A 22,722-nucleotide genomic window follows, 5' to 3' on the forward strand; every position below is an offset into this window, starting at 1 on the left:
CACTTAGCAAAGCTTGAAGTGGAGGTTTCTAACATTTCGACCTAACGGACGATTAACGTCAGCGGGGTTAACACACTAGCGAGCTGTTTCACGCCTAACCCCTCTATCCCGTTTTTCCATGCATTCGGGACTACTTTTCGTAAAATATTCGCCGCAGCATTTACGTCTGCATTGATTTCGATGCCTTTCGCAGAACGATACATACCACGTTTTATTCGTTTTCCTGAAAATGTTGCATGTTGGTCATTTGTTCCATACGTTGGAATGAAGTCATGATCTAGAAAACTTGCTTTTGACGTGTACGATTCCTCGGTTACAATAACTTGAATGCCAACTGCATTTGCTTTGGATGTAATCATTTGAATCAATACACGATGCGAGATATGGCAAAATGTTTGGTTATTTTTCTTTCCCATATCAGTTTCTTGTTTCCAACTTTTGTTTTGACCAATAATGATTTGGCAAACTCTCTCTTCTTGAGCCAGTTTTACAATATGATGACTCACTTTATGAAAGATGTCTTTTATTTTCAGGTAACGCTTTTGATGAAGTTTTTCTATTCTTTTTGAAGTAAAAGGTCCTTTCCTTGTTTGTTTACCTTGCCTGAGGACACTTGTAAAGTAACTCTTCATTTTGTTGTAATATTGATTTATGCTTTTGACATGTTTGCCCTTAACAAGTACAGGCTTTATACCTGTGTTTGTTATAATGGTTGCAAGGTTATCAATACCTAAATCAATACTCATATAACGACCATTCTCTTCAACAATTTGTTGTTTTGAAGGAACATCTAACACGAATTCCACTACATACGCATTGTATTTTGGAATGACACGAACTTGTTTCAGTTTCTCTTCAGTAAACCCTAATTTCCCAATATTCAATTGTAATTTTGTCTTTGGAAACTTTAAAAACGTATCATTTTTAATGACACAATCTTGGTTTGTATACAAGATTTCCTTTTCAGAAGAACGAATATACTTTGGAATGCTAGGTTTTTTAGTGTATTTGTGGGGATTCTTTTTATAATCTTTTAAACTAGCAAAAAAAGACTTCCAATTTTGGAATACGTTTTTCATGATGGATTAACTAGATTGTGTAGGCAAAGCACGATAATCACTCTGAATCATCGCTTTAAATAATGCATCCAGAAAGTAGTAATCTACATACGGTTTTTCTGTAGTTGGTGCTGAAAACAATTTACATTTCACTTCTTTTTGTTTTTCTTTTGGTTTTGTTTTCTCTTTTTCCACATTCTTTTGATAGGCAAGAATTTGTGTATCATTCATCTTCCACATGTTTTTAGCAATTGTATCTAAAACTTCTTTTTGTAAAGGTTGCAACTCCTTATTTTGTGTCAAACCTGTATACACTTGTCGTATATAAAAGTTTGTCGTGTTGTACATATTCTTCGCATGTTGGCAAGATTCTTGAAAATAAGAATACATACGATGTCCTTTTTAATCCAAATTTGAAGCGTTTTACAATTTTTTTTCTTTTCCGTTGTCATTTTTTCACCTTCTTGTTACGGATAGTATACCAAAACAAGAACATACATTCCTATCATTTTACTTGAACATAAAATATTTTTTTCGATTCACCTCACCACCTGTACATATGTTTAGAGGTGGGAGTCCTCTCGAAAGATATGATAGAAAAAGTAAAATTTGTATAAGGAGCTGATGTAGAAAAAGATTTATTTACCGAGAATTTGGAGAACGTAAACAATAGAGATTCAATAAAGGAGTGATATAGTGAACTATGTAATTATTGGTGGAGATGCAGCGGGCATGAGTGCTGCGATGCAAATTGTTAGAAATGATAAAGAAGCAAACGTCGTTACGTTAGAAAAAGGTGAAATATACTCATATGCGCAGTGTGGCCTTCCGTATGTTATTAGCGGTGCAATCTCTTCTGCAGAAAAGCTAATCGCTAGAGATGTGAAAACATTTCGTGATAAGTATGGTATTCATGCGAAAACCAGTCATGAAGTAACGAAAATTGATACGGAAAACAAAATCGTACACGGTATACATACGAAGGGGCAAAAAGCATTTCAATATCAATATGATCGTTTGCTCATTGCCACAGGAGTTAGACCTGTGATGCCAAATTGGGAAGGGAAGGAGTTAGCAGGGATTCATCTTTTGAAAACGATTCCGGACGCACAGAGAATAGTAAAGACGCTACAAGAACAGGGTGTTGAGCATGTAACGATTATTGGCGGAGGAGCGATCGGTCTTGAAATGGCTGAAACATTTGTAGAACTTGGGAAAAGAGTACGAATGATTGAAAGAAATGATCATATCGGTACGATTTATGATGCGGATATGGCAGTGTATATACAGGAAGAGGCAGCAAAACATCATATTGAAATTTTAACAAATGAAAATGTAAAAGCATTTAAGGGGGATAAGAAAGTTGAATTTGTTGAAACAGATAACGGGACGTATAAAACAGATCTTGTCTTAGTTTCAGTTGGTGTACAGCCAAATACGGAGTTTTTGAATGGAACCGAAATCCGTAAGAATAATAAAGGAGCAATTGAAGTAAATGCGTATATGCAAACGAATGTAAAAGACATTTATGCAGCGGGAGATTGTGCGACGCATTATCATATGATAAAAGAAATACAAGATCATATTCCGCTCGGGACAACGGCGAATAAACAAGGGCGCCTTGCTGGGTTAAACATGATTGATAAACGGAGAGCCTTTAAAGGAACGCTTGGTACAGGAATTATTAAATTTATGGATCTTACGCTAGCGAGAACAGGTTTAAATGAAAAAGAAGCGAAGGGATTACAACTCCCATACAAAATCGTGAAAATAGACGCAACAAATATAGCTGGTTATTATCCAAATACAAAACCACTCTACTTAAAATTATTGTATCGTTCGGATACAAAACAATTACTAGGTGGACAAGTGATCGGAGAAGAAGGTGTAGATAAACGAATTGATACGCTAGCGATGGCATTATTTCATAAAATGAGTATTCATGATTTAGAAGACATTGATTTAAGTTATGCGCCGCCATATAACAGTGTTTGGGATCCTATTCAACAAGCGGCAAGGCGAGCGGAATAAAAATGAGGCGATTCATAGAAGGTAAGTTGTTAAGGAGAAATAATCAGTGGGGGATGGAGCCCACACTGATTAAAGTCTCCCTATATTTCAACGCATTACACTCTAGATTGAAAAATGTATGATATAATATTTACTTTTGATAAGTAAGCTAGTATTGAATGATGCAGGAGGAAGTAAATTGGCACTAAATATGAAAACCGTAGAAGAGTGGATTGCTGAATCGAATGCAAGAAATGAAGAGGATCTTGGGCAAGTTGTGCAAGAAATGAAAGAATTATGTATTTCTATTGACCACTCCACATTAATTTATACAAAACATGTATTTTGCTTTGGGAAAAAGGCAGAAGTTTTCTTCTTTTTCCAAGATCATGCTATGGTTGGACAAATGAAAGAAGATTATATTGAAGTTGAAAAGTTAAAATACCAAGATATTACTCAGATAGACTTGAAAACAAATGATAAAAATACAACGTTACATCTCGCATTTAAGAATGGGAAAGCGATCGTGTTAGATAGTTTAAATGATAATTGCGGAGCGAAGAATTGGTTGTTTGCAAGACAGATTAAAAGTATTTTTAAATTGATTTAATGGAAAAAGGGACATGCTACAAAATGATAAAAAGAAACATGATGATTTGACACGGTGGGGGCGTATAAAGTGATGAATGAAATTTTACCCCGCATTAACGGGCAGTAAGATCCCCACCTCAAGATTCAGAGAAATGCAGAGAAGATAGGTGGGAGATCAACTGCCTGTAAATGCCCGATTGGTTCAACTAATAATCAGTGGGGGATGAAGCCCCCCACTGATTAAAGTTTCACTTTATCAGCGATTTTTCAAATATATCGACTATTTCTCGCAATATATCAGCGATTTTTCAAATATATCGACTATTTCTCACAATATATCAGCGATTCGACAAAGGATATTGACTAACCAACAAAAAACGACAAAAAACAGGAGCCCCCTAGCTCCTGTTTCCCAACAAACTGAGAAAAAGCAGATTTTAGAAGGTCTGCTTTTTTCTATTATTTATTCCCTATTATGCAAAGGCATCCTTTTTCTTCGTAATGCCGTATATGTTGAAATCCAGTTTCTTTGAAAAGCGTTACTAACTCTTTGGTTGTTTTATATTGTTTCATATGATAATTCATTTTAAAGATTTCGGCTACAATCATAAAGGAACCATGTAGCTTTAAAACGCGAAAAGCTTCTTTTATATCATGTTGTAAATCAGGCCAAAAGTAATGTGTTTGAAAGGCTGTAATGAGATCAAAATTGTTATCATGAAATGGCATAGAAGATACACTTGCTTGCTGAATCATTACTTTTCTGTTTTCCACATCTTCTTTGTTTGATCTTATTGAATTTTCTACTGCTTGTTTGGAATAATCAATGCCGTATATTTTTCCAGAAGGGTTTATAGAAGAAAGGGTATGTATCGTTCGGCCGCCTCCGCAACCAATGTCTAGAATTGTTGCATCGTCTTGTATATGTATTTTTTCTAAAGCCCAATTTGTTAATCGTGTATGTACAGTGTTCATAATACAAAGCATGGAAGAACCGATAGAACCTTTCGGATTTTTCGCTTGGTCAATTAATTTTTGCAGTATACTCAACGTGATCTCTCCCTATATAAAGTAGTTAAATTTGTATATTCGCTTTAGATAATCTGTATCCCTTTAAAAAAATCCGTCCTTTGCTAGTACTGTGTACTGAGCGAAGGACGGATTTTTAACTATGCAAAGATCCTTTAAGCCAAGTGCGCGGCCGATACGGACCAATTGGAATTTGAATAAGAGATGTCTTTCTCGTTGTATCAATTTCGTACAATTTGTCACATAACTTACTGTCAAATCCTAAGAGGGGATGTCCCCCCATATTCATAGCAGCTGCAGCTAAAAGAAGTTTTTGGACGAGTATCCCAGCTTCCATTTGTTGAATGCGGTAACCCCTATATCCTAAATCGCTTGTTGCATAATCGTTAGTTCCGATTACATGTAGACAGAGTGGGACTTGAAAGAGATTTACATTATCCATTGTCATAGAGGATTGTAAAGAATAACGAAGGTCTCCAAGACGAATCATTTCTAATGCATGAGTATGACTGTTATAAGAATATGCTCCGTTTTGTATACCATCTACATTGTAAAAGCAGCCATATAAAGAGAGGCGCTGGTTTGGCTTTATATGTCGTCCGTCTAAATCATTTTGATAAGGTAAAGAGAGACTCGTTTCTTGAAGCAAAGTAGCGAGTTGCGTTGTACTTATTTTTTGTAAGAAAAAGTCCATATCAGGAGAATGGCGCTTTCGACAAATAGATGCGAAATCATACGATAACCGCTCTGCACGTGGTAAAGCTACTGTTTGTGTATTGTGTGAAGATCCCGTTTTTGTAGCGAGCGTTTGAAAGGAGATAGTTTCTTCTAACATCGATGCTTCGTTCATTTTTGTTAACATAGGATACGTTGTTACGTTTTGTGAGCGAACAATATGTTCATGGTGTAAAGGTGGAAGCTCTTTACATAGTTCGTGAGATGAGATATTTTGATCTAACATCGGATGTTCATGAAACCATTCTTCTGTCGGCTGTTTAGATAACGGAACGACTGCATATACACTTTCTTCTTGCTCGGATAGTCCGAGTAAGTGATTCGTGGCCCTATCAAGAAATTGAAAATATATACTAGATGTATAGCCAAATTGTTTTGCAACTTCTAGTAATTGACCGATAAGGACGCCGGCATCTAAACCTTGGAGCCGATAAGAAAAATTATGATATTTAAAGAAATTTTTCCAAAACATAGTTGATACGAAAGTAACACCGAAACAAGCAGATACATCACAGCGATTCCCGAGTGCTTGTGAGAGATAGGAATCAAAATTCCCTTCACGAAGTAGTATTAAACGATGGTGTGCGACATCATAATGATAGATACCGTATGGAATCGTTTCTATTCTCATATATACATATAATTCATTCGGATATAAAGCACCTCCTGAAGGAATAAATCTTCGGTATATGTTCGCTGTTTTGTTTTGATTGAAAGAGAACGATGGTTGGCAAACTTGTGTCAAACCGAATGTATACCAAAGAAAATATCCGATTTCTTCTAGAGTGGGGTTCGTAGATACATTTTGCGTTCGCAGTGTTAAAGGTACTTCTAAAGAAAGCGGGATGATAGGTAAATCACGATATAATTTATAAGGAAGTGGTGCATCTTCCCAGTTAACATTCTCATTTGCGGGCATAATTTCATCAACTGAAAAATGTAAATTGTGTAGAAATGTCTCTAATTCCATGGAAGTTCCTCCTTGCAAAGCGAATTATGGAAACGGATGGGGATGCGGATTCAGTTCTTCAAATGTTAGGGGATTAGTCCTATAACCAAGTTCCATCGGTACGTTTAGTACTCTTTGTAGCCCTGAAGTGCGGGTAAGGTGATGCCCAAATGTCATTGGTAACATGCCGGGAATTAAGATTTTCACACAATGTAAGCCGTTTTTTCGGATAGCAGGAGCTGTTTGATCAACAACGATTACGTCAAGTCCTAAGCGATCAAATCTATCTAGAAGGAGCTTGAGGTCTACAGTTAAGTCGATATTACTAGATGAAAGGTGATTCATTTGGTCAAATGTTTGTAAAGGTTGGTCATTGTTTAATAGAAAATGAAGTCGCTCTTCTGCTTCCTTTAAACCGTATAACATACTGTGGTCTTCCATTTCTTTAATAAGGTATGGATTATATAAAGACTGTTCATATTGTTTTCGATTTTTTTCTAATTTTTCATCCATTATATAGAGCATACCAGCTAGCTCATGAATGGCACTTTTCACAGCGCGTACTGGTTCCAGATGAGCTCCACCAGCGCATATGAGGTTCATTCCAGTCTGCTTTGTATTTTTTGCAATTGCCCACACACTTGAAATTCCATGTTCCATCGTTGCATCAAAAAAATGTAAGTCATAGCCTGTAACTGTTCGCATTCGTTCAATCATTAATTGTAATTCTGTATCATGCGCAGAAGCTAAATCAATGCGAGAGAGTGGTAATTGTGCATACCAAGTTAGTAAAAAAGCATCGCGTTCTACTATCTCTAAAATTCCATGGAAAATCGCTTCTTCTAAACTTCCTCCAATGGCGCAGCCGTTCGAGGTTTCATAGACAAAGCCATCCTTGTGTCCTAAGCTGTAATATGCAATAGACTCTGGTATCAAAAGTGGACGGTTTTGTAATAAGGAATAGCCCCATACCCAATCTTGGGAATTATCAGGGTGAAATGGTTTGAACGGGAAATTAGGCTGGTTATAGTGTTCATTTGTATGTACACCAACTGTTAGAGGATTGATAGCTTTATCTTCTAACTCATGATAGCTACCATGAATTTTTGTCCGTTTCCCGCGCGGGGAAATTCCACAATATCGTTCCAGTCCTTCTAAAATTGCTGTTGACTCACTAATTGTATAAGAATGTGTTCGGCCTGCAACTCCTTCATTACCCATAAGTAAAGGCATATTTACAATAACGTCAGCGAATGGTAAATGGAAATTTGGCATTTTTCCGTTTAAAAGGCCGGTTCGGTAGTCTAAATAATCTTTCGCTAAAAAAGTATTTAAATTGTCGATGGAGCGGCAACGATAGCTGTCATTACTCGTTTTGAAGCAGGGCTGTAATGATAAATGAGCAGCTGATTCAGTATCATCGGGTAATGAGCTACACACTGGGCATAGAGGATCAGGAAGAAATGAATGACGTGAGCATTGAAATGTTTGCATGTTAAATAAAATGAGTTCTTCTTGTAAAGTTGCGTGACTCTTTGTCAGTATTTTCTCCGTTTCTGCATGAATGAGGTGGCTCATTTGTAAAATTCCGTTTTGTGTTGCATATATATCCCGCTCTATATCCTCATTGTTTTTCATTAAAAGATTTCGCTGTAGTTCCCACATTTCTTTTCGATCATAACCAGCTATAAGCCGCCTCGCATCAGCGCAATGAGAGCACCCTGGTTGATCGGGCCTAATGTAAGGGCCGATGATACCTTCACCAAATGAAATAAAGCCCCTAAGCCAAGGGATGTTAATGGATTGAAATATTTCTTCCGCTTTATAGTGAATTGAAGGAGAGTAACCATCGTGTAATACGAGAGCAAGATGGATATTTTCAGGGAGCGTTTCTTCAAGAGTGTTTTGACGCATGACAGAATAGTGACGGGATAATTGTTGGTCTACATAATCTGCGAGAAGTCCTTTTCCTACAAGCAATATATTTGTATCCATCAGTTTTCCTCCTCTTCTATTAGTATGCCAACTACACTGCCCAAACCTTCTTGTAAAAAGGAGTCGATGCTTAAATCAAAGGCGACGGGATAAAGATTATTTTCTTTTAAATGTAGTAAGGCTAATTGTAAGGTTTCTAATTGAGGGATCTCTTCTTCCCTTTGTATTTCAACTCTAAATGAATCTGTATCTTGCACGAAAATAGACGAATCAGGTAATACATAGGAGTTAGGGGGGAGTTGTTGATTCTGCGCATGCATTATTGCTTGCTGTAATGAGTTTCTTAGCGCTAATGTTACATTTAGATCGGTACCACCATACCACTGATTGTACATGCGGGTCCAAATAACAGGGAATCCTAATACTTCTGTACCAACTCCAAATGTAGGTGTTTCGTGCATTGTTGAGAGTGCATTTAAATAAAATTGGCAGTGCGTGTCGTTGATGTCGGTTAACTGCAGCGGAAAAACGTTTTCTGTTTGGCTAAATTGTCGCTTTTGTAAGGTGGTTACTAAATAATTTTGTAATCCCCGATATACACTTTCTAACATTGTTTCTCCAGCTCCAACTCCAATGCATTCGTTTTGTTCTCTACTGAATGAAGGGGGAATAAGGAAATCAATCATTTGTGATACGTATGTTTCGATTCCTGTTAATCCTGCTTCTCTCCGTGCTTCATCATGGGTTAAACCTCCGCAAATGATAGCAGGTAGAAGCTCAGCTGGCCCTTCAGATAATGGATTGGCAACTTGAATACGACACTGGGACAAAGGTAGTTGTGCTAAATCTTGTTCTTCCCATATGTGAAAGATTTTAGATGTATTTGAAGTTAACTGATTGAAAAGATAAAAGAGCTCATTCGAACGATTTTGATTAGAGTGTTGATCAAGTACTTCGTCGAGATTGTGGATGCTGTCTCTGTACAAACTTTCGGTCTTGATAAGTGGATGTTGAGTGAAAGAGTGCCATTCGCCTTCTAGCGTTTCGAAATCTAGTAAAAAGAATTGGTTTTGTTGTTCCCGTTTTGCAACTCCTGTAACGTTTTTGAACAGCTCAAACACAAGGACATTCGCTAACATCGCTCCGGTAATTGGAGAGGGATGCTGCGCTGGTTGTTCTTTTTTTAAAGCAGGCTCATGTATGCTTCGCCATGCTGATTCCCAGCATATTGTAGAGTCTGGAGTCACTACAGGTCCCGCTAATCCGACTTGTTGTAAAGAAAGAGCTGGAAGAAAGCTTTTCTGTTCTTCTCTACAAATCTCATGAATCATTTTTAACTTTTCGATATTCCCGTTTTCAGATACATATAAAATCCAATCAAATGGTTGGAAAACTTCGCGTAAAGAATCATCTGCAGCTGCACTTATTTCTCGAACAAGCACATGTTGATCTGCAGTATAAGCCGTTTGGATCAGTTCATTTAGCCGAGTATAATTTGTTGCGTTTGAATCTGTAATTAGGCAATGAAACTGCGGTAAACCAGATTCGAGTAAGGAAGAAACCAATGAAGTAAAAACAGATCCAGATCCAATTGCTAAGACTTTAGCTTGTCGATACATTTGAAATTGCAGGCTACTCGAATGAGAGAAGTTCTCTAAAAATTCGATTTGTGATGCATATTTCTCAAGTAATTTCTTCTCTAATTGATGGGGAATATCTTGGCTTACATCCCGAACAAAACCATTCTGGTGCAAAATCTCGCTAATTTCAAATACCCTATTTCGATAAGGGAGGGAGAGTCCATTTGTTAATTCTTCCAACGTGTGTTCTCCGTTAAACATAGGTATTAATTTTTCAATCCATTGGTAAATATCGCTTCCTTGCATTTGGAATGAACTGGAGTTGTTTCTAAAATAAACACCCCCGTTTGGGTTGGGAATGAAAAATGTATCTTTGTTCATCTTTAATTTTGTAGAAGTTCGCAGATTACTCATTTTATTCCTCCTTACCAGTAAGTTCGTTTTAAGCACACACTATCAGTTTATGTATTTTGATTTGTACCTTATGATAAATTATAAAGAATTTCCTCTGCAGTGAATGGAGCAGAGGAAATTCTATTCTTTAAATTAATATTTTGATTTGTTCCGTAACCGATCGCTTTACTGTCCACCACCGCCGAAGCCGCCACCACCGCATTGGCCACCGCCACCGCAACCACCACCACCGCAGCCACCGCAACCACCACCACCGCAGCCACCACCCCAGCAGCCACCACTCCAGCAGCGCCAACAACGCCAACAGCCGCCACCCCAGCAGCGCCAACAACGCCAGCAACCGCCACCACATGGACGACTATCATAACTAACATAATAGGACTGAGTTTGAGGATCCCAAAATGTAACTGCCTCTGTTTGGAAATCATTTAAGCTTAGTGATTGAATAGCATTTTGAAAATTATACATTGTTAAACCTCCTAGTCATATATAAGGTATTTACCGGTTAGAAAAGAAAGTGAAAGAGTATGGATAAGTAGATTGATAAAAATTTTTTATACTTTCCTCACCAAACTATGAAATCTACTGTGTGGGTGTTACTAATTTTGACGCCTATTTATATCAAGCAATTTATTTTAATTTATTAATAGACGAGAAGTGAAGGGGAGAGGATGAAACTATAAGTATAGCTCTGATACTAAATTATTCTTATGGAGGATTTTAATAGATGTATACAAAGAAAAAAGGCTGTAGAAAGATAAACGTACTCTTTCTACAGCCTTGTATATTTCGAAAGTCTATCAACCTTCTAATAACAATGATTTTGGATCTTCAAGCATTTCTTTAACGGCAACAAGGAAGCTAACTGCTTCTTTACCGTCGACAATGCGGTGATCGTAAGATAGTGCAAGATACATCATTGGGCGGTTTTCCATACGTTCTGCATCAATTGCAACTGGTCTTACTTGGATTTTATGCATACCAAGAATACCTACTTGTGGGCTGTTTAGGATTGGTGTTGACATAAGGGAGCCGAACACACCACCGTTTGTAATTGTAAATGTACCACCTTGTAGTTCTTTTAATGTAAGTTTGTTATCGCGTGCTTTTTTACCTAGTTCACGAATTTCACTTTCGATTTCAGCGAAGTTTAGTTGGTTTGCATCGCGTACAACTGGAACAACTAATCCATCTGGAGCTGCAACAGCGATTCCGATATCATAGAATTTTTTAATGATAAGCTCATCACCTTGAATCTCAGCATTTAACAATGGGAATTGTTTTAATGCTGCAACAACAGCTTTTGTGAAGAATGACATAAAGCCAAGACGAACATCATGTTTTTTCTCAAATGCGTCTTTACGTTCTTTACGTAATTCCATAATTGCAGTCATATCAACTTCGTTAAATGTAGTTAACATTGCAGATGTTTGTTGAACTTCTACAAGACGTTTTGCAATTGTTTGACGGCGACGAGACATTTTTACGCGCTCAACTGGTTTTTCAAACTCAGTAGTTACAGCTGGTTTTGGACTTGTTTTTTCTTGTTTTGGCTCTGCTTTTGGCGCAGCAGCATGTGCTTGTACATCGTGTGGTCTTACGCGACCAAGTGGATCTGTGCTGCGTACTTCATTTAAGTCAATTCCTAGTTCACGTGCCATTTTTCTAGCAGCAGGTGATGCGATAGGACGATCTGTATTTGGAAGACCTTGTAAAGCTGTTTTGTTTGGTGCACTACTTGGAGCTTCAGCTTTAGGTGCTTCTGCAATTTCTTGTTTTGGCTCTGCTTTTACTTCAGGAGCAGGTGTACTTACTGCTGATCCATTTGCATCTAAAATTGCAATAATGTCGCCAACTTCAACTGTATCTCCAGGTTCTCCTAACAGTTTTGCTACAATACCTGAATCTTCTGCAATGATTTCTACATTGACTTTATCCGTTTCAAGCTCAACAACGCTGCCACCTTTCTCAACTTTGTCGCCTACATTGATAAGCCATTGTGAGATAGTTCCTTCTGAAATAGATTCTGCAAGCTCAGGTACTTTAATTTCGATCATTTTAAATGTCCTCCCCTTATTTGCCTAACGGTGTGTTTTGTCTTCTTTTTTCTTCGGTAATCTCAAAACTTTAAGCATATTGGGCAGATATTCTTTATAGAACTCTGCCCAAGTCAGCTAGAGTAAATTACTTTCATTTTTAGTTGCTATAAACTTCGATTTCTTGTTTGTCTTGACGGAAGTTATATTTTGTATCTAGTGCGTGTGCAACGATAAGCTCTTGTTCAGCTTTGTGTGCATGTGGATCGCCGCCAGATGGACTTGAACGATCTGGGCGTCCAATGTAGCCTGTTTTTACTTGATCTCCAGCAAGTTCAAACAGAATTGGAGCCATATAATGCCATGCACCCATATTTCGTGGTTCTTCTTGAACCCAAATCATTTCTTTTAAGTTTTTAAAGCGTTTCATAATAGATTGAACTTTTTCAGCAGGGAATGGGTACAATTGTTCAATACGAACAATATGAACTTCATCTAAATTGTACTCATGTTTTCCAGATTCAAGCTCTGCCGCTAAGTCAATTGCCACTTTACCAGTTGTTAAGATAAGGCGTTTCACTTTCTCTGGTTTTGTGCCAAGATTTTTTTGTTCTAGAGCCATTTGGAAATGTCCGTCACTTAACTCGCTACCTGTTGAAGCTGTAAGTGGGTGACGTAATAAACTTTTTGGCGTCATGATTACTAATGGACGAACGGCTTCTGTACCAAGGATTGATGCTTGGCGGCGCAAGATATGGAAGTATTGCGCTGCACTTGTTAAGTTTGCAACAGTCCAGTTATTTTCAGCAGCTAGCTGTAAGAAACGTTCTGGACGTGCACTAGAATGCTCTGGTCCTTGACCTTCATATCCATGAGGCAATAGAAGAACGAGACCTGATTTTTGTCCCCATTTTGCTCTTCCTGCTGAAACATATTGGTCAAATAATGCTTGTGCAGTATTTGAAAAATCGCCGTACTGTGCTTCCCACATCACTAAAGTTTCTGGAGCGAACACATTATAACCGTATTCATAACCAACAACAGCAGCCTCTGATAACGGACTGTTATGAACAGAGAATGATGCGTTAATATTTGGCAAACGATGAAGTGGTGAATATGTTTCATTTGTTTCTGTATCATGTAATACGATATGACGGTGTGCGAACGTACCACGCTGTGAATCCTGACCAGTTAAACGAATTGGTGTACCTTCTTGTAAAATAGAAGCGAATGCTAAAGATTCAGCAAGTGCCCATTCAATTTTACCGTTATCTTCAAGAGCATCTTTACGACGTTCAAGAATTTTCTTCACTTTAGGATATACGTTAAAGCCTTCTGGCCAACTTAAAAGCCCTTCGTTAATCGCGCGAAGTGTTTCAAGCGGAAGACCAGTATCAATTGGCTGAATGCCTTTTGCTACAACGTCTGGAACTTTAACGTGAATTGTAGCATCACTTGTATCTGCTGGTGGTACTTGTGCATATTCAGCTTTTAATTCCTCTTGGATAAACTGAGTAATCGTTTCAATCTCATCTTTATTTAGAACGCCTGCAGCTTGTAATTGATCTGCATAGATGGCTCTAACTGTCGGATGGTTTTTAATTTTTTTGTACACTTGTGGTTGCGTAACTGCTGGATCATCCATTTCGTTATGACCGTAGCGACGGTAACCGATCAAATCGATTAAGAAGTCTTTTTTGAACAGTATACGATATTGAATTGCAAGGTTGGCAGCAGCAAGACAAGCTTCAGGATCATCAGCATTTACATGGACAATCGGAATCTCGAAACCTTTCGCAAGGTCACTTGAATATTTTGTAGAACGAGAATCGTAGCTATCTGTTGTAAAGCCAACTGAGTTATTTGCAATAACATGAATCGTTCCGCCGGTTTGGTATGCATTCAATCTGCTTAAGTTTAATGTTTCTGATACGATACCTTGACCAGGGAATGCAGCATCACCATGAACTAAAATTACGAATGATTTCGAAACATCTTGTTCAGGATGACCAGCTTTTTTACGATTTTCTTGTGCTGCACGTGCATAACCTTCAACAACTGGGTTAACGAACTCAAGGTGACTTGGGTTATTTGCTAATGTAACGCGAGTACTAGTTTCTTCATTACCAACGACCTGCTCTCTACCTAAATGGTATTTCACGTCGCCAGTCCAACCAGCATTACTATTTACGCCTTCTATCGTTGCATGTTTGAATTCTGCAAACATGTGACTATACGGTTTTTCTAATACGTGAGCGAGTACACTTAGGCGACCGCGGTGAGCCATACCAATCATGACATCATTTACGCCGCCTTTAGCACCTTCTGAAATCATTTCATCTAGTACAGGTACAAGCATATCAACGCCTTCTATTGAGAAACGTTTTTGACCTACAAATGTTTTATGCAAAAATTGCTCGAAACCTTCAACCGCCGTTAAGCGTTTTAAGAGAGCAGTTCGTTTTTTATTTGGTAACGGTTGACGCAATGAATTTGATTCCACCATTTGATGCAACCACGCACGTTCTTCACTATCTTGTATATGAGAAAATTCATATGCTAAAGATTTTGTATACACATCTTTTAATCTATGAATTACATCAAGAGCTGTGTGAATACCACTTGGTGCATCTGACCATACTGTTTTCGCTGGAATCGCTTTCAAATCTTCATCGCTTAATTCGCTCATTGCTTTCTCGATGAGGGACTGTCCATTTGCTGGCTCTTCCATTGGATTAATATGAGCCAATGTATGACCGAATGAACGGATATTCTCAACAAGTTGAACGACTTTAAGAATTTTTTCAATGTTTCCTATGTTTTGAGGAGAAAAATTTGTTTCCTTGTTGTCCCCTGTTACGACATCTGCTTGGAATGGAGGAGCTCCAAAATTTTCAAAAAGCTCTTGTAATTCCGGATCAACAGAACCTTCATTAGTCACGTAACGATCATACTGTTCAATAACATAGCCAAGGTTCGGACCATGGAATTTGGCCCAAGGGTTTGTCGTTGTATTCTTCCTCGTCATTTGTTTAAACCTCCCAATGCATATAATCCTTTTTACATTTTAAAAGGTGCATTTTGCTCTTTTCATAATTGATGAATCAGTAATGAATGTAAATGTTATCTTTACTCTTATGTTATTACAATAATTTACATAATACCAAACATTATTACTTATCCGTTTTGTAAAAAAACATTCACAATTACTTATCACCCAAGTTAATCTTTCATGTTATGAAGTAAGTTTAAGGGAAAAATAGGTGATTACATCTGGTACATTCATAATTGAAGCGAATGTACTAGATGAAAGTATAAGATGAATGAAAAGAATGTTTCGATAAAAAATGCTTTGATTATGTATATTAAAATAATAAGCGCTTTCAGAAATATTATACAACAATACGACAGAATATAGTATAAAAAATAAAAAATTATGAATTTAGAGTAAATTTTATTTCGGTAGTGTTAACTATTGAAAGGAAAAAAGAAGGATTCGTTCGTAATGGATGGTTCTGATTCAAAAATGCTTCATAAATCGTTAGTTTTTGCAAATATAGCTGAAAATTGCTTGAAAAAGATAGCCAGTTTTATTTATAAAGGAAAAGAAGTGTAATATTTACAAAAGATAAAGTACATATAACGATATTAATTTTTCTTATTTACTTAGGGATAAAGATAATGAAGAGTATCAATATATATGAGAAAATCATTTCTTTTAGATGGAAGATAGCGTTAGCATTATGCTAGGTGAAAGTAAAATAAGTGGTTTCATAACTACAGTAGGAAGGAGAGGTACGCATTTAATGTAAAGGGTGCTTGACGTAAAGTTTACTTTACATTTATACTCGATGTAAGGGGGAAGGAGAGATTTCTTTGGAAAATAAAATGGTGGAATATCGAAAAAAGTTCGGATTGTCTCAAGAGAAACTAGCTGAAAAACTGGGCGTTTCGAGACAAACGATTATTTCAATTGAAAAAGGTAAATATGATCCATCCCTTCCTTTAGCATTTGAAATTGCGAAAACATTTCAAACAACCATTGAGAATGTGTTTCTTTATGAAGAAAAAGAAAGGTAAATGTATATAAGGGGGGAATGAGGATGAACTACTCACAAAAGTATTTTTTCATTATGGGAATAATCTTTTTAGTTATGGGCGGCTTTATGTTGTTTATAGGAATAATGGCACATTCATCACCACCGCCACAAACATACACATTATTAGCGATGACAGTGATGAGCTTTTGCTTAAGTTATCTTCATCCGCAATTTAAAGAGAAAGACGAGAGAATGAAATTAATCCGTCAGAAAGGGATGTTTTATTCGTATTTTGCTTTGCTGGCGTATTATGTAATTTTTTCTATTGGATTAAATGTAAAGATTGTTACATTGTCTGCGATCGAACTGCTTAACATTTTAGCGGCACTAACAATTTGTACAGTTTTTATTTCATTTGTGATTTTGTCTAAAAAGTATTAAAACGAAAATGAGAAAGGTGAATGAGATACATGCAATTCATATATGCTTTTGGTATAGGGCTGCTTTTATTTTTAGCAGTGTATTTATTAATTCGTAAAGATATACAAGGGAATACATTGACGAAGAGAGGTTTCTATAAGCTGCTAGGGTGTTTAGTAGTGATGCTTGTAGGGATTATCGTGTTGATTGTCTTAGTAAGTAGACAATTTTAAAAGGATAATGAAAACAGCTTCTCTAGTGTAGACTTAGAGAAGCTGTTTTGTTTCCTACTTTGAACAAAATGTTTAAGTACAGTATTAAAAAGTGAGGAGGTAATAAATGCCGCGGAGGAATCTTATAGGATTTAGTAGTGATGTATATTACCTTCAAAACATACAATGAGAATGTTTTTTTATCGTGTGACGAAAACGATAAAAAAAGAGGGGGAGAAAAGGTTTCAAAGAATCGAACTCATTTTGTTACTTCTGAAATAAAATGAAAAAGAGAGTTGAAGCCCTCAATGATCGAGATGATAAAATTTGTGAAAATTAGGGGGTATTTTCCTTCACATTCTTGAAAGGAGAGCATATAGTATATTACGGGGACAGGCTTAAGTAGCTTGTGACGTACCCCTTCTCCTTTCACAGAAGAGTACTTACTTAAGTAGGTGCTCTTTTTTATTGAATAGAACAGATGGTGAGATAAGCGATGGAGCATAAAAAAGAGAACGGAATCCCTCGGCGATAATATTTTGTGAAATTTAGGAGATATCCTCTTTCACACTTCAGAACGGAAAAGCATATATTATATTGCGGGGACAAGCTTAAATAGCTTGTGACATATCGCTTCTCCTTTCATAGAAGAGTACTTACTTAAAGTAGGTGCTCTTTTTTATTGAATAGAACGGATGATGAGATAAGCGCTGGAGCATAAAAAAAGAGAGCCGCGGCTCTCTTAAACTAGTACCAATACATTACGAACAAATTGGGATTCCTAAAACTTGTAAAGCTAGTGCTACTTCAAGAGAAATCTCTAATCTAGCAACTTCAATACCAGCGACTGAGACAACTAAAAAAGGTTGGCCGTTTACGAACAGAATGCAGCTTGTCATGTTTCCGCCTCCTTTCTAGTAATCTACTATAATATATGTATTAATTTATAAAACGTGATAGATAAATTGATGGTTTTAATAGAGTTGAGAAACTTGTATTGGTCAAAATAATTAAACTCAAGAGGCAAATGTAGTTTTGGAATAAAGTTTGATTAAATGAACTGAATAAACCTTGATGAAAGGGGCAAATAAAAAAAGCGTGTTTTGAAAAAAGATTGATCAAAACACGCTTTTTCTGTATTCAATTGAAGCATCCTTTTATAAAAAAAGTTTAATAATTTTTGTTATCCTTGCTCACTTAAAGGGCCCTATTCTGCAATGAGTTAAATATCTATGTCAGTGTAAAGTTTCTTTGTTAAATTAATTTAAAGAAATTTCAGATGCAATTCTAAATGAAACTACTTGATATCAAATTTTTACGTCGATACACACTTAACACGATACCCATTAAAAACGCATTAAATAGAGTTGGCATCAATCCATAGCTAATAAAAGGCAAGGATATAGAAGTGAGCGGTAAGAAGCCTAGGATCATTCCAACGTTACAAATGAACTGGACTACAAAAAGAGTCATTCCACCAACAAGAAGCAATTTACCGTAATGACCATTTATTTTATGAGATATGACCATTATCCTTGCGACAAAAAGGGACAGAATCAAGACAAGGATAAGTGCAAACAAATATCCATAATAGTAAGTCAAACTTGCAAACACAAAATCAGTATGTGCCGCTTGAATGAACTTTATATTTCCAGATGTACCAAACCACCCTGCTGACGACATTAACTCTTTTAAACGTAAATACATATACCCTGGACCACCTGCGTAATTTTCTAGGCTTAAAAACCCTAAAATTCTAGCCAACTGGTATTCCTTTATTGAGGACCAAAAAAATATTCCGCCAATGATAGATAAGCAAATTGGTATAACTGTAATTATCAGTGCTTTTTTCTTACCTAACTTACTCCACCAAAGCATAACGAACACCATCATGATATAGATAAAGGTTGCGGAGAGATTTGGTATAGTTAAGAATAGATACAAAGAAAATAGATACAAAATCCCGAGATACCAAACTTTTAACCTACTGTTATTGAAAAAAGAAGCCCAGGCTAGAAAAAAGAATGGTACAGCCATTAAACATTCCATTGTAATGGGGCCAATTTTTATAAAAGGTTCTCCATGGATTGTAGTGTTTGGGAAATAGCTTATCATGAACAGGATGAGTACTCCGATTGTGTAAAACAGCCATCCAAGACTCTCTAATTTCCGATAATCAATCATCATCATCCCAAAAGCTGTCACAACACCAAGAATAACAAATATCACCTTATTGATTAGAAAATGATTCGTATATCCAAGAGCTACTATTGGCAAGAAACCTAGCCCCATAGCAGTTACTAATAAAATAATAATCAACCAATCAACCTTTGGCTTATGAAGTTTGTTAAGTTCTTGACCAAGTTTAATTGGGCTACCCATTTGTTCAACCGCCTTGTCCTCAGCAACCTCTTTATTATTTACATATGAATAAACAAGCTGTAAGATCTCCTGTCCATACTTGTTCATTATCTCATCTATAATGTTCTCCTTATCTTCTATTTCAAACACCTCTGCTGTTAATTCATCCACATCAGTTCCTCCTTTCAATTTATTAGACGATGTACGCCGTTGAAAAGTTTTTTTAATTCCTTAACAAAACGGTTGGCAATGTCCATACCGTTTTGTTAAACCTATCTTTATGTCAAGTTTAATTTTGCTTCGCTAAAAATAAATCTGTTATTTTAACAAAGGCATATCCCTTTTTGTTTTCTAAATCATTCTCTACTCTCCTTTCTTATTGTACTCCATGAAATTCATTATCCTGCCACCGCTCGTTTAATAAGACGTACTTAATTAAATGGTCCGATTGTTGAACGAAGAAATACTCTACAAAATGGGATTTTTTATCAATCTTTATTATAAATCAACAGCAAAATGTGGCTGGCATCTAAAGATGTAGATGATCTAATTGATTACGGGGGATTTATGCCTATCACTGGATTACTTATTCTTTTGTATTTCGCATACTGTTGAAACGGAATAAAAAAGGGGATAGCTAACAAGGTAAAATTTATGCAGGAAATAACGGTGTTAGGGTACTGAAAATGGTGCTTTTAAGCAAATGTATAAAAATATGAATACTTCTTATAAATGGGGAATTAAGAAAAACTTGATAATATGGTATTTCTTATCTGTCTAATTATAAGATACATTATGTACTAAAAAACGACTCGTATGACAGAGTCGTTTTCTATGAAAAAAATCTGCTTCTTTGCATTGCTCATACAGCGAATGTGCTAGGTGTAATTTCGCATAAGGAGAGATTCATTATACGAAACTACTAGTTAGATTTGAAACTATATAAATCCATTTTGATTTTCCAACATCTAAATGACGGTTATGAAAACAAAAGGAAATCCCCACTTATTTCTTCTTTTTGTTTTTACATGGCATGGGGCTAAAAAGGGAACTGACCGCTACTACACTCGGTCGGATGCTCGCTTCCAATTAAAAAGAAAGGGGTTTGTCGGTTTTTCAATTTGTATTTATATAGCATGTTTATTCGTTCCGTATACGCTGCTGTGTATCACTATCGAAAAAGTGTGCTTTTGTTAAGCTGAAGGCTAATGGGATTTTATCGGTAGCTTTAATTTCTGAACGGGCATTGATTCGTGCAACAAAGTTTTGGTTTGCAAGTTTTCCATGAATCATAGATTCTGCACCTAATAGTTCAGCTACTTCAATAGTAATTTCGACGGTTGATTCAGGAGAAGATTGCAGCACAATTGGTTCATCATGAATATCCTCAGGACGAATACCAAGTATAATTTCTTTTCCGTTATAACCTTTTTTCTCTAATAATTTTAATTGGCCTTCTGGTACTTTAAAACGAATGCTTTCTATATGGAAATAACCATCTTGTAATGTTCCGGTAAAAAAATTCATAGCTGGGGAACCAATAAAACCACCAACAAAAACATTTTCAGGAGTATCATATACTTCTTTTGGGGTACCAACTTGCTGGATGATACCATCTTTCATAACAACAAGACGTGACGCCATTGTCATTGCTTCTGTTTGATCATGTGTTACATATATGGTTGTAGTGTTTAAACGACGATGAAGTTTCGAGATTTCAGAGCGCATACTTACACGTAATTTTGCGTCTAAATTGGATAAAGGTTCGTCCATTAAAAATACTTTTGCATCACGAACGATAGCTCTTCCTAATGCAACACGTTGACGCTGTCCACCTGATAACGCTTTTGGCTTCCGCTTTAAATAATCTTCAAGTCCTAATATTTTTGCCGCATCTGTTACACGGCGATTAATTTCGTCTTTTGGGAGTTTTCGTAGTTTTAGGCCAAATGCCATATTGTCATAAACAGACATATGTGGGTATAGTGCGTAATTTTGAAACACCATCGCAATGTCACGATCTTTTGGAGCGATATCATTCATGCGTTCTCCGTCAATATAAAATGAGCCTTCAGAAATATCTTCTAGGCCGGCAATCATACGTAAAGTTGTAGATTTTCCGCATCCAGAAGGACCAACAAATACGATAAACTCTTTGTCTTGAATATGTAAATTGAAATCAGAAACAGCGGTCATTTTATTGTCATAAACTTTAAAAATATGATCTAATACTAGTTCTGCCATTATTACTCACTCCTTTTTCGTTAATTGATTGAATTATAAGTCTTTTTTATCCGTAGATAAATTGACAGATTGCACAAAAAATGTAGGAGTATGTATGCAATTTTACGATATGTCTAAAGAAAGAAGGGCCATGTAAACTGCTACAGCGCCTTCAAATGTTTTTATATTAATGCCTGTTTTCTCAATAAATTTATCAATTCGATACTGCAAGGTATTACGATGCAAATATAATTGTTTTGCTGCAAGTGATACATTTAAATTACATTGAAAGAATACTTTAACACTATCGATTAGTTCTTTATCATCTATAATCTGTGCTAATAATTGCTTCGTGTATTTTTCTCTGTCTTCTTTTGGTAATGAGATAATGAATTGGTAAGGGAGTAAGTGCTCAATATATGTAATTTTTCTTTGTAAATAGGGAGAAAGAAAAGAAAATAATTTCCGCTCCGATTGATACAACTGAGAAAGGGGATTTATGTTTGTATAGTGTCTCCCGATAAAAAAAGAAAGTGATATAAAAAAATCTGATTCCAATGTATCAAGAGCTGTTTGCAATATATATTCTGATAACTCTTCTTCTAATATAACGACCCCTGCTTGAGGTGATTCCCATATAGTTGTAGTAGTAAAGGAAAACATGGACTGTAAAGCATCTTGAAATTCTTCTCGCTCTATTATCGGTTGTTTCGTGAAAAAGTGTAAAAAACGAACAGAGTTTATAGAAATATCTTTATGTTGATATAAAGCTTCATACCATAATTTTTCTTGTTCTGTTTTATAAAATGTAGGAGTATGAATGGGAGTTAAGAGGGATGAAAGTAATTGACTTTCTCTTTGATGTAAACGGGATTTACGAATTCCTACTTTATTTCCTTCAACTAAAAACCAAGTATAATCCTCAGATAATGCTAGTTCATTGATCTTTATATCTTTACCGTAATATGTTTTTAATTGTTGAATCATATGAACACTCCTTCAGTTTTATAAGATAAAGTGAAACGTTCATGAATGGAAATGTTATCCCGCTATTGGCGGGCATTAAGACCCCCATCTCAAGGTTCAGAGAGAAGCAAGGAAGATAGATAGGTGGGGGCTTGCCATGCTT

General features: G+C 36.3%; 16 protein-coding genes and 1 pseudogene. 5 read left to right on the forward strand and 12 right to left on the reverse strand.

Annotation, left to right across the window (positions count from 1 at the left end; genetic code table 11):
- Window positions 1-41: 41 nt before the first annotated feature.
- A pseudogene (locus tag ACX5JI_RS09355) lies at window positions 42-1,510 on the reverse strand (RNA-guided endonuclease InsQ/TnpB family protein).
- Between the two features lie 244 nt (window positions 1,511-1,754).
- On the opposite strand from ACX5JI_RS09355, the gene ACX5JI_RS09360 reads away from it, so the two are divergent.
- Window positions 1,755-3,089 (forward strand): FAD-dependent oxidoreductase, encoded by a 1,335-nt coding sequence (locus ACX5JI_RS09360; protein ID WP_459500801.1) that lies wholly within the window; start codon window positions 1,755-1,757, stop codon window positions 3,087-3,089.
- 178 nt (window positions 3,090-3,267) lie between these two features.
- Window positions 3,268-3,678, forward strand: coding sequence for a DUF3908 family protein (locus tag ACX5JI_RS09365; RefSeq protein WP_459500802.1), 411 nt, complete (start codon window positions 3,268-3,270; stop codon window positions 3,676-3,678).
- A gap of 440 nt (window positions 3,679-4,118) precedes the next feature.
- Here the strand turns inward: ACX5JI_RS09365 and ACX5JI_RS09370 are convergent, their stop codons facing one another.
- The 7 genes from ACX5JI_RS09370 to ACX5JI_RS09400 form a co-directional block, all read right to left on the reverse strand.
- Entirely contained in the window at window positions 4,119-4,709 is a 591-nt protein-coding gene (locus ACX5JI_RS09370; RefSeq protein WP_459500803.1) for a class I SAM-dependent methyltransferase, read from the reverse strand.
- A 115-nt stretch (window positions 4,710-4,824) separates the two neighbouring features.
- Window positions 4,825-6,393 carry a SagB family peptide dehydrogenase gene (locus ACX5JI_RS09375; RefSeq protein WP_459500804.1) on the reverse strand — a complete coding sequence of 523 codons (1,569 nt, stop codon included), beginning with the start codon at window positions 6,391-6,393 and terminating at the stop codon, window positions 4,825-4,827.
- 24 nt (window positions 6,394-6,417) lie between these two features.
- Complete coding sequence (locus ACX5JI_RS09380) at window positions 6,418-8,367, reverse strand: TOMM precursor leader peptide-binding protein (protein ID WP_459500805.1); 1,950 nt, start codon at window positions 8,365-8,367, stop codon at window positions 6,418-6,420.
- The gene (locus tag ACX5JI_RS09385) at window positions 8,367-10,301 is read right to left on the reverse strand and encodes a putative thiazole-containing bacteriocin maturation protein (RefSeq protein WP_459500806.1); all 1,935 of its coding nucleotides are present in this window, start codon (window positions 10,299-10,301) and stop codon (window positions 8,367-8,369) included. Before ACX5JI_RS09385 ends, ACX5JI_RS09380 begins: the two co-directional genes overlap by 1 nt.
- A 165-nt stretch (window positions 10,302-10,466) precedes the next feature.
- Window positions 10,467-10,769 carry a heterocycloanthracin/sonorensin family bacteriocin gene (locus tag ACX5JI_RS09390; protein ID WP_459500807.1) on the reverse strand — a complete coding sequence of 101 codons (303 nt, stop codon included), beginning with the start codon at window positions 10,767-10,769 and terminating at the stop codon, window positions 10,467-10,469.
- 332 nt (window positions 10,770-11,101) lie between these two features.
- A complete protein-coding gene (gene odhB / locus ACX5JI_RS09395; RefSeq protein ID WP_459500808.1) occupies window positions 11,102-12,358 on the reverse strand; it encodes a 2-oxoglutarate dehydrogenase complex dihydrolipoyllysine-residue succinyltransferase in 1,257 nt (418 codons plus the stop codon).
- Between the two features lie 139 nt (window positions 12,359-12,497).
- Entirely contained in the window at window positions 12,498-15,365 is a 2,868-nt protein-coding gene (locus ACX5JI_RS09400) for a 2-oxoglutarate dehydrogenase E1 component (RefSeq protein ID WP_459500809.1), read from the reverse strand.
- 848 nt (window positions 15,366-16,213) lie between these two features.
- On the opposite strand from ACX5JI_RS09400, the gene ACX5JI_RS09405 reads away from it, so the two are divergent.
- The 3 genes from ACX5JI_RS09405 to ACX5JI_RS09415 are packed head-to-tail and all read left to right on the forward strand — an operon-like array spanning window position 16,214 to window position 17,030.
- Entirely contained in the window at window positions 16,214-16,417 is a 204-nt protein-coding gene (locus ACX5JI_RS09405; RefSeq protein ID WP_459500810.1) for a helix-turn-helix transcriptional regulator, read from the forward strand.
- A gap of 23 nt (window positions 16,418-16,440) precedes the next feature.
- Window positions 16,441-16,818: a permease gene (locus ACX5JI_RS09410; protein ID WP_459500811.1), complete on the forward strand. Its 378-nt coding sequence runs from the start codon at window positions 16,441-16,443 to the stop codon at window positions 16,816-16,818.
- Window positions 16,819-16,847: 29 nt separating this feature from the next.
- Window positions 16,848-17,030, forward strand: a complete 183-nt coding sequence (locus ACX5JI_RS09415) for a DUF3976 domain-containing protein (RefSeq protein ID WP_459500812.1) — start codon at window positions 16,848-16,850, stop codon at window positions 17,028-17,030.
- Window positions 17,031-17,770: 740 nt separating this feature from the next.
- Here the strand turns inward: ACX5JI_RS09415 and ACX5JI_RS09420 are convergent.
- The 4 genes from ACX5JI_RS09420 to ACX5JI_RS09435 form a co-directional block, all read right to left on the reverse strand.
- Window positions 17,771-17,908 (reverse strand): DUF3956 family protein, encoded by a 138-nt coding sequence (locus ACX5JI_RS09420; protein WP_459500813.1) that lies wholly within the window; start codon window positions 17,906-17,908, stop codon window positions 17,771-17,773.
- A 388-nt stretch (window positions 17,909-18,296) separates the two neighbouring features.
- On the reverse strand, window positions 18,297-19,541 hold the full coding sequence (locus ACX5JI_RS09425) for an FtsW/RodA/SpoVE family cell cycle protein (protein WP_459500814.1): 1,245 nt from the start codon (window positions 19,539-19,541) through the stop codon (window positions 18,297-18,299).
- A 969-nt stretch (window positions 19,542-20,510) separates the two neighbouring features.
- The gene (locus ACX5JI_RS09430; RefSeq protein WP_459500815.1) at window positions 20,511-21,614 is read right to left on the reverse strand and encodes an ABC transporter ATP-binding protein; all 1,104 of its coding nucleotides are present in this window, start codon (window positions 21,612-21,614) and stop codon (window positions 20,511-20,513) included.
- 102 nt (window positions 21,615-21,716) lie between these two features.
- Window positions 21,717-22,580 (reverse strand): PucR family transcriptional regulator, encoded by an 864-nt coding sequence (locus ACX5JI_RS09435; protein WP_459500816.1) that lies wholly within the window; start codon window positions 22,578-22,580, stop codon window positions 21,717-21,719.
- Between the last annotated feature and the right edge of the window lie 142 nt (window positions 22,581-22,722).

The organism is Bacillus sp. C1, from assembly GCF_054570475.1.

Bases quoted from the DNA above. Each gene is read 5' to 3' on its own strand.
- ACX5JI_RS09375 (WP_459500804.1), bottom strand. From the start codon at position 6,393: ATGGAATTAGAGACATTTCTACACAATTTACATTTTTCAGTTGATGAA.
- ACX5JI_RS09380 (WP_459500805.1), bottom strand. From the start codon at position 8,367: ATGGATACAAATATATTGCTTGTAGGAAAAGGACTTCTCGCAGATTAT.
- ACX5JI_RS09385 (WP_459500806.1), bottom strand. From the start codon at position 10,301: ATGAGTAATCTGCGAACTTCTACAAAATTAAAGATGAACAAAGATACA.
- ACX5JI_RS09390 (WP_459500807.1), bottom strand. From the start codon at position 10,769: ATGTATAATTTTCAAAATGCTATTCAATCACTAAGCTTAAATGATTTC.
- odhB (WP_459500808.1), bottom strand. From the start codon at position 12,358: ATGATCGAAATTAAAGTACCTGAGCTTGCAGAATCTATTTCAGAAGGA.
- ACX5JI_RS09400 (WP_459500809.1), bottom strand. From the start codon at position 15,365: ATGACGAGGAAGAATACAACGACAAACCCTTGGGCCAAATTCCATGGT.
- ACX5JI_RS09410 (WP_459500811.1), top strand. From the start codon at position 16,441: ATGAACTACTCACAAAAGTATTTTTTCATTATGGGAATAATCTTTTTA.
- ACX5JI_RS09415 (WP_459500812.1), top strand. From the start codon at position 16,848: ATGCAATTCATATATGCTTTTGGTATAGGGCTGCTTTTATTTTTAGCA.
- ACX5JI_RS09420 (WP_459500813.1), bottom strand. From the start codon at position 17,908: ATGACAAGCTGCATTCTGTTCGTAAACGGCCAACCTTTTTTAGTTGTC.
- ACX5JI_RS09430 (WP_459500815.1), bottom strand. From the start codon at position 21,614: ATGGCAGAACTAGTATTAGATCATATTTTTAAAGTTTATGACAATAAA.
- ACX5JI_RS09435 (WP_459500816.1), bottom strand. From the start codon at position 22,580: ATGATTCAACAATTAAAAACATATTACGGTAAAGATATAAAGATCAAT.